The sequence below is a fragment of the Methylorubrum aminovorans genome, from assembly GCF_022179725.1.
Classification (GTDB): domain Bacteria; phylum Pseudomonadota; class Alphaproteobacteria; order Rhizobiales; family Beijerinckiaceae; genus Methylobacterium; species Methylobacterium aminovorans.
The window spans coordinates 1-12,057 of record NZ_BPRC01000059.1 but is presented as its reverse complement, the minus strand read 5'-3'; the positions used below and the strand labels follow the sequence as shown (position 1 = coordinate 12,057).

The 12,057-nt window shown below is 63.5% G+C and carries 14 protein-coding genes and 1 pseudogene; 14 read left to right on the top strand and 1 reads right to left on the bottom strand.

Annotated elements, in window-relative coordinates:
• The first annotated feature begins 161 nt into the window (after window positions 1-161).
• The 14 genes from MFF24_RS28000 (at window position 162) to MFF24_RS27940 (ending at window position 11,203) form a co-directional block, all read left to right on the top strand.
• Window positions 162-1,343 (top strand): acetyltransferase domain-containing protein, encoded by a 1,182-nt coding sequence (locus tag MFF24_RS28000; protein ID WP_238229140.1) that lies wholly within the window; start codon window positions 162-164, stop codon window positions 1,341-1,343.
• A gap of 302 nt (window positions 1,344-1,645) precedes the next feature.
• Window positions 1,646-2,188, top strand: coding sequence for a hypothetical protein (locus MFF24_RS27995; protein ID WP_238229139.1), 543 nt, complete (start codon window positions 1,646-1,648; stop codon window positions 2,186-2,188).
• Window positions 2,185-2,571: a hypothetical protein gene (locus MFF24_RS27990; protein ID WP_238229138.1), complete on the top strand. Its 387-nt coding sequence runs from the start codon at window positions 2,185-2,187 to the stop codon at window positions 2,569-2,571. The genes MFF24_RS27995 and MFF24_RS27990 overlap by 4 nt, the downstream gene beginning before the upstream one ends.
• Window positions 2,572-2,638: 67 nt before the next feature.
• Window positions 2,639-2,896 carry a type II toxin-antitoxin system prevent-host-death family antitoxin gene (locus MFF24_RS27985; protein ID WP_238229137.1) on the top strand — a complete coding sequence of 86 codons (258 nt, stop codon included), beginning with the start codon at window positions 2,639-2,641 and terminating at the stop codon, window positions 2,894-2,896.
• 1 nt (window position 2,897) lies between these two features.
• A complete protein-coding gene (locus MFF24_RS27980) occupies window positions 2,898-3,320 on the top strand; it encodes a hypothetical protein (protein ID WP_238229136.1) in 423 nt (140 codons plus the stop codon).
• Window positions 3,321-3,486: 166 nt separating this feature from the next.
• Complete coding sequence (locus tag MFF24_RS27975; protein ID WP_238229135.1) at window positions 3,487-4,395, top strand: HEPN domain-containing protein; 909 nt, start codon at window positions 3,487-3,489, stop codon at window positions 4,393-4,395.
• A gap of 309 nt (window positions 4,396-4,704) precedes the next feature.
• Complete coding sequence (locus tag MFF24_RS27970; RefSeq protein WP_238229134.1) at window positions 4,705-4,875, top strand: hypothetical protein; 171 nt, start codon at window positions 4,705-4,707, stop codon at window positions 4,873-4,875.
• Between the two features lie 134 nt (window positions 4,876-5,009).
• A complete protein-coding gene (locus MFF24_RS27965; protein WP_238229133.1) occupies window positions 5,010-5,189 on the top strand; it encodes a type II toxin-antitoxin system VapB family antitoxin in 180 nt (59 codons plus the stop codon).
• A gap of 66 nt (window positions 5,190-5,255) precedes the next feature.
• The gene (locus tag MFF24_RS27960; protein ID WP_238229132.1) at window positions 5,256-5,576 is read left to right on the top strand and encodes a type II toxin-antitoxin system VapC family toxin; all 321 of its coding nucleotides are present in this window, start codon (window positions 5,256-5,258) and stop codon (window positions 5,574-5,576) included.
• Window positions 5,577-5,654: 78 nt separating this feature from the next.
• Window positions 5,655-7,160, top strand: coding sequence for an IS21 family transposase (gene istA, locus MFF24_RS27955; protein ID WP_238229131.1), 1,506 nt, complete (start codon window positions 5,655-5,657; stop codon window positions 7,158-7,160).
• Window positions 7,160-7,891, top strand: a complete 732-nt coding sequence (gene istB, locus MFF24_RS27950; RefSeq protein ID WP_082291637.1) for an IS21-like element helper ATPase IstB — start codon at window positions 7,160-7,162, stop codon at window positions 7,889-7,891. Before istA ends, istB begins: the two co-directional genes overlap by 1 nt.
• Window positions 7,892-8,145: 254 nt before the next feature.
• On the top strand, window positions 8,146-8,421 hold the full coding sequence (locus tag MFF24_RS29140) for a response regulator transcription factor (protein WP_373322755.1): 276 nt from the start codon (window positions 8,146-8,148) through the stop codon (window positions 8,419-8,421).
• Between the two features lie 70 nt (window positions 8,422-8,491).
• Window positions 8,492-8,890, top strand: coding sequence for a N,N-dimethylformamidase alpha subunit family protein (locus MFF24_RS27945; RefSeq protein ID WP_238229130.1), 399 nt, complete (start codon window positions 8,492-8,494; stop codon window positions 8,888-8,890).
• Between the two features lie 24 nt (window positions 8,891-8,914).
• Window positions 8,915-11,203 (top strand): N,N-dimethylformamidase beta subunit family domain-containing protein, encoded by a 2,289-nt coding sequence (locus MFF24_RS27940; protein WP_238229129.1) that lies wholly within the window; start codon window positions 8,915-8,917, stop codon window positions 11,201-11,203.
• A 188-nt stretch (window positions 11,204-11,391) separates the two neighbouring features.
• Here the strand turns inward: MFF24_RS27940 and MFF24_RS27935 are convergent.
• Window positions 11,392-11,842: pseudogene (locus MFF24_RS27935) on the bottom strand (IS30 family transposase); the annotation flags it as partial.
• Window positions 11,843-12,057: the final 215 nt, after the last annotated feature.

Here is a 12,057-nt window from a genome sequence, read left to right as displayed (position 1 = left end):
TGAGGATGGAAAAGCCCGAGAGGGCGCGGGGCGTCGCGACCCTACGGGCCAGGGCACCGACCAGGGAATTTTCGATGCCCACAATCAGGGAGTATTCAACGCCCGCTGACAGGCGTCGGCGAGCCCAGGCGCGTGACCGTCAGCATGACGGCCCGCTTCTGATGGCCGTTCATCCGAGCACGCTGGAGGCGTCGACAGAGGAATCGGCCAGGACCGGACGCATCGCTTCCATCGACGCCCTTCGGGGGCTGGTGATGGTGCTGATGCTCCTCGACCACCTGCGCGAAACCTGGTTCCTGCATGTGTCGGTGGCCGATCCGGTCGACGCCAGGACCGCCCTGCCGGCCCTGTATCTGGCCCGCCTCGCGGTCAGCTTGTGCGCGCCGGTCTTCGTCGTGCTGACGGGCGTGGCCGCGTACCTCTTCAGCACCCGGCACACCCCGGCGGAGACACGCGCCTATCTGGTGAAGCGCGGTCTCGTGCTGATGGCCCTGGAGGTCTTCTACCTCTCTGAACTTTACTGGGGCGTGGCCAGCCCGACGCTCTGGCTTCAGGTGATCTGGTGCATCGGCGTGTGCATGATCGTCCTGGCGGCGCTGATCGGCCTGCCGCGTCCGGTTCTGGTCGCGGTCGGACTGCTGATCGTGTGCGGTCACAACCTCCTCGACCCGATCCAGCTCCAACCCGATCAGCCCCTATTTCCGGTCTGGGCCATGCTGCACCAGCGCGACGTCATCGTGCTTCCCTTCGGGCTGGTCGCGAAGACCACCTATCCGGTGTTTCCCTGGATCGGCGTCATCGTGCTCGGCTTCGCCCTCGGCCCGTGGTTCCTGCCCGGCATCGCCACGCGCACGCGAGAGCGCCGTTTCGCGATGCTCGGCTGCGCGATGCTGGTCGCCTTCGCGCTGCTGCGCCTGGGGAACGGCTACGGTGACAAGCCCTGGTTCGTCGTCGACGGCAGTGCCTTGCGGACAGGGATGAGCTTCTTCGCGCTGACGAAGTATCCGCCCGCGCTGCTGTTCCTGCTCCTCACGCTTGGGATCGGGGCGCTATTGCTCGTCGTATTGGAACGCATGGGCGATCGCCCGGTCGTCGCGGCGCTGGCGGTGTTCGGCGGTGCGCCGCTCTTCTTCTACCTGCTTCACCTGACGGTTCTGCGGCTGCTCTACCACGGCGCGTTCGCGATCTGGGGCGCAACGCAGGGTACTGTGTTCGCCGTCGCGGATTACACGTGGGTTCTGGTGTGGTACGCGGCGCTGATCGCGCCCCTCTACTTCCCGACCGCCTGGTTCTCGCGCCTCAAGGCGTCGCGACGTGACATCGCCTGGCTCAAGTATCTTTGAACTGGGAGCAAATCGGTCCACCCGGAGCACCCGGTCGGCCACCGGTGAGGACACAACGGCAGTTGGGATCTCGGCTCCGACTTCATCGATCCGCCTCGGGTCACCGAACTATCGGACTCGTGACGGCTCCCTTCGGCACGATCCGGCCGTGCTAGCACGGCCGGGTTAAGGGCGAATCCCCCCTTGAAACGCTTCTCGCGGCGAATGTCCCGCACCACGTTCGAGAGCCAGAGAAGCCCTGTGCTGTGTGACGGGGTCGACGATCGGAGAGAGGCTCCGGCGCCCGTCGCGAAAGCCCGGCCATGGCCCGTCTCCTCGTCCTCGCCTGCTCGTCGACCAAGCGCCCCGATCCCGACCGGATCCCGGCGCTCGCGCGCTACGACGGCCCCCTCTGGCGGACGCTTCGCGCCGCCGATCCCGACGGTCGCTGCGCCAAGGTGGCATTCCTGTCGGCCCATTACGGCTTCCGCGACGCGGCGACCCCGATCGCCGACTACGACGCGCGGCTGACGCAGGACCTCGCCGATCGCATGATCGCCGGCGGCGTGACCACGCGCTGGCCCCGGCCGCCCTCGCCGCGGCGGCCGGACACTTGCGGGATCCACCCTGGTGCCGAGATCGCCTCGCTGGCCCGACATGGCGTCGAGCCGTTCGAGGAGATCGCGCTGGTCGGCGGCCGGCTCTACGTCGACGTGATGCACGCCCTTGTGCGGGGCTTCGTCGATATGGACTCCGTGCGGCGAGAGGCCCGCGTCAACGTCATCAACGGGCCGATCGGCCGGATGCGCCAGGAACTGCGGGCCTGGCTGTCCGAGGCGGATGGGGCGCACGGAGGGCGGCCATGACCGCTCTCCGTGAGCACAACGGCGGGCCGGCGCTCGAGGAGCCGGCCGACACCCGTCCCGGCCAGTGCAAGCACTGCCGGCACTGGAAGGCGCCGTCCGAGGGCGAGCAACAGGCCTACGAAGCCTTCCGCCTCGGCCTGTCGCGCCGCCGCGTTCGGCGGCCGACCGGCGCCTGCGACCGCGTCCTGATCGGCAACAGCCGGGTGCCAGCGTTCTCGGCCACGGTGGGCGAGTTCGGCTGCCGGAACTTCGAGGCTACCCCTCTGCCGCCGATGCCGAAGGGCGGGGGCTTCGTCACCATCTGGCAAGGCGGTCACATCGTCTGGGAGGGCCACGAGGAGGCGATCCCCGCTCGCTTCCTGCAGGAGGACCTCGCCCTGTGACCGCACCCCGTGGTTTGATGCAAATCCGAGTTATATGTATAATCTGATAAACTCAGGAGTGCGCAGCATGCCGGACAAATCCGTCACGACGGCCGAGTTTCTTCGCCATTTCGGCCGCTACCACGACCAAGCGCGTCTGGCGCCTCTGACCCTGACCAAACACGGTCGGCCCTCTCTCGTCGTCCTCTCGGCCGATACCTACCGCCAACTGACCGAGCAGGCCGACCCTCGCCGCGCCTTCGCCGCTGGAGAGACGCCGCCGGATCTGGCGCACCTCATCCTCACCGAACTCGACCGGCAATCCGCCGAGCATGGGGGCGACTAGGGTGGCCGCGCCTTTCCCGTCGGGCTCGGTCATCACCTATCCCTACCTGTGGCGTTGGCAGCGGGAGGAGGGCCGGTTCAACGCGCCCAAGGATCGTCCGACCTGCCTGGCCATCACCATCCCGGATCAGGCTCAGGGACTGACCCACCTCGTCCTGCTGGCGATCTCCGGAACCCCGCCGGGCGACGGACAGGCCGCCCTCGAGATCCCGGTGCTGGAACTGCGACGGGCCGGCCTGTCGACGTTCAAGCGCGGCTGGATCACGATCAGCGAGTACAACTACGATGTCGCCGAGCGGTCCTTCCACTTCGATCCGAACCAGACGGCGCGTGGCTCGTTCGGACCCGGGTTCATGAACCAGATCCGGACCGCGATCCGCCCGTTGTTCACCGCCGCCCAGGACCGAATCGACCGAACCCTGTGACCGTATAGCGCTCTGATATTGATATCATGTCGATGTCGGTTCCGACTGGCGTGATGGTTGGCCGGCGGCCTGATCGGCATCACCGTCGGCCTGAATCATCGCCCCTCGACGATGCGCTGGCTCCGTTCCCTTGGCGTCTGCCTGCGCCCCGCCTATGCGAGGAGCCATGACGCTCTCGGACCGTCTCGACAACCTCCCCGAACGCAAGCGCCGCGAACTCCAGTTCGCGGCCCGGATCCTGTTCGAGGAATTCGAGGCCGCCCAGAAGGGCAGGCTCTCCGACAAATACAAGGGCGGGCGCATCCTCAAGCTGATTCTGTTCGGCTCGCATGCCCGCGGCGACTGGGTCGACGACCACAAGACCGGCTACCACTCGGATTACGACCTGCTCGTCGTGGTTGAGACCGAGCGTTTCACCGATCCGCACGACTTCTGGGAACGGGCCGAGGAGCGGCTTCTGCGCGAGCTGACCGTGACGCGCCGCCTCAGGACGCAGGTCAGCTTCATCGTCCACTCGATCCACGACCTGAACGACCAACTCGCCTATGGCCGGCCCTTCTTCGTGGACATCGCCCGGGACGGGATCGTGCTCTACGAGGTCGAGGGCTTCCCCTTCGCCTCGCCGAAGCCGTTGTCCGTCGCGGAGGTGCGCGCCGAGGCCGAACGGCATTTTCAGCACTGGTTTCCCGACGCCGCCTCTTTCGAAGCGGCAGCCGGCTTCCTCATCCAGCGCGGCGATCTTCGTCTCGCGGCCTTCCTGCTGCACCAGACCACCGAACGGCTCTATCACTGCGTCCTGCTCGTGGTGACGCTCTACAGCCCGAAGCTGCATCGCCTGAATCGCCTGCGGCCGCTGGCCGAGGGCGTGGACGCCCGGCTGATCGCGGCTTGGCCGCGTGACACCCGCTTCGCCCGGCGCTGCTTTGCCCGGCTCGACCGGGCCTACGTCGATGCCCGCTACTCACCGCACTACGAGATCACCGGCGAGGAGCTGGCCTGGCTGGTGGAGCGGATCGGGGTCCTTCGCGAGATCGTCGCGACGATCTGCGCGGAAAAGCTCGGCGGTCATTCGTAGAGCGCGCTCAGGCAGCCGTGCGCGCCAGGTTCGGGGATGTCCCACGAGTCGAGCACGGCCCGGCAGCATACCGCTATGATATTGATATCACAGGCATGTCGATGATGCCCCGCCTGGCGTGGGTCGACCCCGCTCTCTCGCAGCAACCCCGATAGGCCGTCGCGGCCTTCCACGATCAACCCTCGAGGGGTCCGCTCCGCAAGCGGGCGGCCGCTTCGGCTGCGCCTGCGCGGTGATCGCGGCCTCTCCCGGCCTCCTGGGGCGCTGTCGAGTGGGGATCGCCCCCGCTCCCTCAGGAGCCCGATCCCCATGGCGAACGATCTCAGCCTCGCGAACAGCTACGCCCACAGCCTCTCGCAGTCCCTGATGGTCGCCGTCACCGTGTTCCGCTCCGAGGTCGGCTACAGCGTCGTCACCTCGGACGAGTTCGAGGGCGATCCCGCCAGCGTCGTCACCGAGTTCGATCCCTACGAGGCGTGAGCCTCGTCCAGGGACAGGTCGGCACCGGCCTGTCCCGGTCATGCCTCGCGATGACAGGCAGCCAGCCCGGCCTGCCTGTATGGACGGCACCTGTCTGTGCGTATAGACGGAGTTTGTATGGACGGTGAGGCGCCATGCTCAGCATCCGGGACGAAGAGGTTCGAACTCTGGCCGAAGCGGTGATGAAGCGCTGCGGCGCCCCCAATCTCACCGCCGCTATCAAACTCGCCCTGCAGCGCGAGATCAAGCGTGCCGACGAAGCTCTGCCCTTGATCGATCGCGTTGCCGCGATCCGGGCCGAGGCCCTGGCGTAGGCCGATCGGCCGCCCGGGGCCGCTCCGAGCGAAGCCGAGCGCGACGCGCTGTGGACGCGCTGAGCGGTGTTCATCGACACCTCCGCCATCGTCGCCATCCTGGCCGACGAGCCCGAGGCGGCGGCCTTCCTCACCTGCATCGAGGCTGCCCGGCACCGGCAGACCGGGGCGCATGTCCGTCTGGAGGCGACGATCACCCTCGCGCGCCTCCTCGGCCTCCCGGTTTCCGTCGCGCAGGACCTGTACGACGCCTTCCTGGCCACGGCCGGCATCACGGTGATTTCGATCAGCGACGCCATCGCCCGCCGGGCCGTGCAAGCGTTCGAGATCTACGGCAAGGACGGGGGTGGGTATCGGCGTGGAAAAAGGACCCGGCTGAGGGGCTGATCGGCGTCCAATAGGGACCCACCCCGCCCCCGTGCATCTCTTGCTCCCTACCGCTCACGGTCAGGGAGCCAGCCGGGGATGTTGATCGTGGAGACCATCGCCAAGATCCGGCGCTTGTTTCGCGAGCACCGGAGCATCCGGGAGATCTCGCGCGAGCTGCGCCTGTCCCGCAAGGTCGTGCGCAAGGCGCTGCGCTCGGACAAGACCGCCTTCGCCTACAAGCGTCAGCACCAGCCCCGGCCGCAACTCGACGGGCACATCGCGCGCCTCGACGTCCTGCTGGCCGAGGAGTTGGCCAAGCCCAAACGCGAGCGCCTCAGCCTCACGCGCCTGTTCGAGGGGCTGCGAGCGGAGGGCTATGCCGGCGGCTACGACGCGGTGCGCCGCTACGCGCAACGCTGGTTCGCGGAGCATGCCGCCACCGCCGCGGGCGTGTTCGTGCCGCTCGCCTTCGCTCCGGGTGAGGCCTACCAGTTCGACTGGAGCCACGAGACCGTTCGGCTCGCCGGCGTCACCACGCAGGTCAAGGTCGCCCATATCCGGCTCTGCCACAGCCGGCTCTTCCTGCTGCGTGCCTATCCGCGTGAGACGCAGGAGATGGTCTTCGACGCCCACGAGCACGCCTTCCGGTTCTTCGGTGGCTCCTGCCAGCGCGGCATCTACGACAACATGCGCACTGCCGTCTCGGCGATCTTCGTGGGTCGCCAGCGCACCTTCAACCGCCGCTTCCTGCAGCTCTGCTCGCATCACCTCGTCGAGCCCACCGCCTGCAATCCCGGCGCGGGCTGGGAGAAGGGGCAGGTCGAGAACCAGGTGCGCACAGCGCGCAACCGCTTCTTCAAGCCGGTCCTGCGCTTCGAGACGCTGGCTGACCTCAACCACTGGCTCGAGGAGCAGTGCCGGCTCTGGGCGGCCACCGCAGCCCATCCGGTGCAGCGCGACCGCACCGTCCAGGCCGTCTTCGAGACCGAGGACCGGCCGGCGCTGATCCCCTTCCGTGGTGCGTTCGACGGCTTCCACGAGGTCGAGGTCGTCGCCTCCAAGACCTGCCTCGTGCGCTACGACTACAACCGCTACTCGGTGGCCGCCCGGGTTGCCGGGCGACACGTGCAGCTGCGTGCCTATGCCGACCGGATCGCCGTCTTCCTCAATGGTGAGATCGTCGCCGAGCATGCGCGCTGCTTCGGCCGCTACCAGACCATCTTCAACGCTTGGCACTACCTGCCTGTGCTGGCCCGCAAGCCCGGAGCGTTGCGCAACGGCGAGCCCTTCCGTGACTGGGATCTGCCCGGCGGCTTGGCTCAGATCCGCGAGCGGTTGCGCGCGCATGCCGACGGCGACCGGCAGTTCGTCGCGATCCTCTCGGCTGTGCCAGAGGCAGGCTTGGAGGCGGTCGAGGCCGCATGCACCGCCGCCTTGGCCGCGCGTCTGTTCAGCGCCGATGCGGTGCTCAACCTGCTCGCGCGTGGCCGCGAGAGCCTTCCGCCTACGCCGGTGCCAACGCCCGCCGGCCTGACGCTCGGGGTCGAGCCTGCGGCTGATTGCGCGCGCTACGACGGCCTGCGCGCTCTGGAGGCGATCTGATGGAGCGACACACCGTGGTTGACCTGATGGTCAAGCTCAAGCTGCGTGGTATGCGCGCCGCCTACGACGAGATCATCACGCAGGCCGGCAAGCGCGGGCATGCGCCCGAGCGGGTCGTGGGGGATCTGCTAGCCGCGCAACTGGCCGACGTGGAAAGCCGGGCCACGGCCTACCGCATGGGCAACGCCAAGTTCCCGGTCCTGAAGACGCTGGCCGAGTTTGACCTGACTGCCTCGCCCGTGAACACGGCGATGGTGCGCGATCTGCACCAGGGCAACTTCCTCACCGACAGCCGCAACGCTGTGCTGATTGGCGGCACGGGCTCCGGCAAGACCCATCTGGCCATCGCCATCGGGGCGAACTGCGTGCGGGAGCGCGAGGCGCGGGTGCGCTTCTTCAACACGGTCGATCTGGTCAACCAGCTTGAGGCCGAGGCGCGGGCGGGCAACGCCGGCCGGTTAGCCTCGCAGCTCGCACGCATGGACCTCGTGATCCTGGACGAGCTTGGCTACTTGCCGTTTCCGCGTGCTGGCGGACAGATGCTGTTCCATCTGATCAGCCGGCTCTACGAGCGGACCTCGGTGATCGTGACGACGAACCTGCCGTTTGGCGAGTGGCCGAGCGTGTTCGGGGACGCAAAGATGACGACGGCGCTACTCGACCGGCTCACGCACCACTGCGACATCCTGGAGACGGGCAACGCCAGCTGGCGGCTGAAGACGCGCAGTTGAGTGCCGATTGAGTCGCGGGGCCGAGAGCTGGTCCGGCGTCAGGCTGGAGACGAGGCCGATGCCGCTCCGCTGACCCGACCGGCTGCGCGACATCGGCCTCTGCGTCGGCGCTCATGCGCGGCGGCCGGTGGGTCCTTTTTGGACGCCGATCCTGGGTCCCTTTTGGACGCTGATTGACACCTTCGGTTTGCTGGTGTATTTGTGATGAAAATATTCATCAAGTTCAATTCAAGAGATGCGACCGAGGGTGGCTTGTGGTCCGCAAGGCTTCCCAACTGCCTTTCGGCCTGACTGTCAGGCAGGCTGAAGTCTGTTCCTTGTCGGCCATGGGTTTGACGAGTTGCCAGATCGCAAATGTTCTCAAGCTATCAGCTAGAACAATAGAACGGCACTTCGAAAATATATTCGAAAAAACCTCAATAAACAACAGAATAGAATTAGCCTGCTTCGCGGCCAGCGCGGGCCTGATCAGGCTAAGCGACTTAGTTTCATACATCGACGCCAAAACAACCCGTAAAAGCCTTGTTTAAGTTGCGGCCAGCCAACCCGTCAACACATCACCAAAACCCAAAAGCCAAAAGCCAAACCGAGGAGGAGTAAATGTCTCAATCCGAAAAGAATTACGTTTTCGACCCATCGAATTATCGAGATAAGAGCAGCGACTGGTACGATTACTTCGACAAAAAAAGACGCAAGGAAATATTTGACATAATCAATACTCATCCTGATATAATTGAAGAACATAAGAAAAATCCAGTCGGATACAGAGACCACCCAAGCCCACAACTTCAACGTGTGCACAATTACTTTCGAATGCAGCCAACGTTCGAAAAATATTACATATACGCAGAGAAAGAGTGGAACACGTACCGGATCGCGGAAGTCCGTGAGTTCGGAGAGTTACCAGTCTTGCTTGATGGTGAATTCGACACGGAAGAAGAGGCGATGCACGCCGTGTTTTTGCAGCGCATCCAGGATATTCGCGACGAACTGAAATAAACCGTACCGGGAGGAGGAAAAACAATGAAGAATATCAGCATTCGCGGATATTGCGACAGACCCAGTGTTGCTACAGGCGAAACCATTCGTTTTTACGTCAGCGCAGACAAGTCCGAGGGATCATATGATGCCGAACTCGTTCGGCTGATCCATGGAGACAGTAACCCTGCGGGACCGGGGTACAAGGAAGAGCCGGTTAAATCTGCCTTAGAAGGGCGATATCCCGCTCGTTTTCAACGCACCCAATTCGGCAGTTTTGTCGAGGTCCCAGATTCCGAAGGAGCCCTTCAGCCGAGCGGCGCGTTCTCTGTGCACACCTTCCTTTGGCCCACAACGCCGGGACGAGGCCGTCAGGGAATTATCTCTCGATGGGATGACGAGCGCCAATGCGGGTGGTGTCTCACGATCGAAAAAGGTCGGCTTGTGTTCACGGTTGGCGACGGCAGCGGGGCGACCAGCCAGGTCGTCAGTGACCGCGCTTTGTTCCAAGAAGTATGGTACTCGGTGACGGCTGTTTTCGATCCGGTAGAAAAGGTGATCATACTTCACCAGAAATCTGTGGTGAATAGGACCAACAGCCGGTTTGGACTTGTGGTGCCGCTCGACTCCGACACGGTCGTTTCCGCTGCTGCCGATGTAACCCCGTCCGACTCCGGAACGTCCTTGCTGATCGCCGGCTTGGGAGAGGCGGCTGCCAGAAACGGGCGGACCTGGTGCATCGCAAACTTTAACGGCAAGATCGATGCACCAAAGATGTACGGGCGCGCGCTTCGCGACGATGACGCACAGAGACTATCGCAGGGGAAGGTATTCGAACCGATGGCCCGTCTGGCACACTGGGACTTTGCCGCGGGAATCGGACCGAATGGAATTCCGACCGATCATGTCGTCGATGTTTCCGGCAATGGCCATCACGGCCGATGTGTCAATCAACCGGATCGCGGATCGACAGGCTGGAACTGGGACGGACATGAAGAAAACTTCATACACCGTCCGGAACAGTATGGCGCACTCTGGTTTCATGAGGACTGTCTGGATGACTGTCGATGGGATAAGGATTTTGAGTTTACAATTCCGGAAGGCTTGAAAAGCGACTTCTACGCAGTCCGAATCCGTTTCGGGGATACAGAAGACTATATACCATTCTTCGTCCTCCCCCCGCGCGGAACGGCCACCGCCAGAATCCTCGTGCTTGCTAGTACACTCAGCTACTTGGCCTATGCCAACGAACAGATCATGCACAAAGCGGATATTGGTCAGGCAGTCGCCGGACACACACCCGTTCTCAATGAAAATGACGTCGAGCTTCATCGAAATCTCGAATATTATGGGCTCTCGACATATGATGGTCATATCGACGGACGCGGGGTCCAGTACACGTCTTGGCGCCGTCCAATATTGAACCTTCGTCCCAAGCATCGTCAGGGGTTTGGCTCTCTGTGGGAGCTTCCCGCTGACCTGCACTTGATCGACTGGCTCAATCATAACGGCTTCGAATACGACGTTGCGACGGAGCACGACCTTCATGAGCAAGGTGTGGATCTGCTTCGCCGCTACAAGGTGGTGCTTACCGGCTCCCATCCAGAATACCAAACCTGGGCCAATGCGGATGCCTGGGAAGACTATCTCGCCGACGGAGGTCGAGGAATGTATCTCGCGGCAAACGGGATGTATTGGATCGTCTCGATCCATCCGGAGAAGCCTTGGGTCATGGAGGTTCGCAAGGAACTCGGCGTGACGGCTTGGGAAGCCCGCCCAGGTGAATATCACTACAGCACGAATGGCAGGCGCGGCGGCCGGTTCCGCGGGCGCGCCCGGGCAACCCAGAAAATCTGGGGTACCGGGATGAGCAGCTTTGGGTTCGATCATTCAGGCTACTTCGTTCAGATGCCTGATAGTCAGGACAAACGCGCTGCTTGGATCATGGATGGGATCGATCCTGATGAAAGGATCGGGGATGGCGGTCTTGTGGGCGGAGGCGCCGGTGGATACGAACTGGATCGCTATGATTTGTCCCTTGGTACGCCGCCAAATACGCTCCTGCTAGCGAGTTCGGTCGAGCACAGCGTCGTCTATACCGTCATTCCCGATGACAAGTCTTTCCCGCATCCGGGTATGAATGGCGGCGAACATCCGTTCGTAAGAGCAGACATAACCTATTTCTCAACCGCCAATGGAGGGGGTATGTTCAGCACTTCGTCGATATCTTGGCTGGGTAGCCTGTCCTGGAACAATTACGAGAACAATGTCTCCAGGATGACCAAAAACGTCCTTACACAGTTCATGAAGGATGAACCTGCCCCGCCGGTTTAGCCATCGGACATAGACTCCCGCCACAGCTCGTCGCAGTGGCGGGGGTTGAATCGATATATTCAGGACCGTAGTCCACATTTATCGCCAAGGGCTTGCCAGAAGGCGACGAATAGATGTTGCTGCCGCCCAGCATCGGCGTGTGAGTTCTCGTCGAAGTGCGACTTTGCAGCCGGAGCAGGCTAGCCGGTTCATCGACGGAGGGCCAGGAGCTTCTGCCGGAACACTTCCGAGGGCGTTCTGAAGCCCAGACACTTGCGAGGCGTGGCGTTGAGATGGGCGCAGAGCTGTTGGAGCTGCTGATCGTCGATCGACAGGGTCGACGTCTCTCGAGAGCCATCTGCGGGCACGGCGGTTGGTGTTTTCGACGGTGCCTTTTTGCCACGGCGATTGCGGATCACAGAACCACGTCTGGACGCCGAGCCCGGCTTGCAGATAGGGCCCGTCGGTAAATTCGGTGCCGCGGTCGAAGGTGATTGAGCGCCGCGCCGCATGGGGCAGGGAGCCGAGCGCATGGATTAGCCCATCCATGATTGGTTTCGACTGGCGATCGTTGTTGCGCAGGAACACGGTGAAGCGGCTGACGCGCTCGACCAGCGACGTCATGTTGGCCTGACCGAACTTTTTGCGGAACTGGATCAGTTGTTTCATGCGTGGTCCTCATGGGTGCTGATCGGCGGCGGTGTCGCGGCGCGAGCAGGGCACGTGCTGCTTCACTGGCGCAACTTTGTGGAAGAGCCGCTACGTGACGTCCCCCCATCGCTTTGGTCCGGCGTGAGTGCGAGTTTTCCGGTTGTGTGAGCCCCTGAGGGGAGGAGCAGAGCCGTGAAGAAGAGCAGGTTCACCGAAGAGCAGAT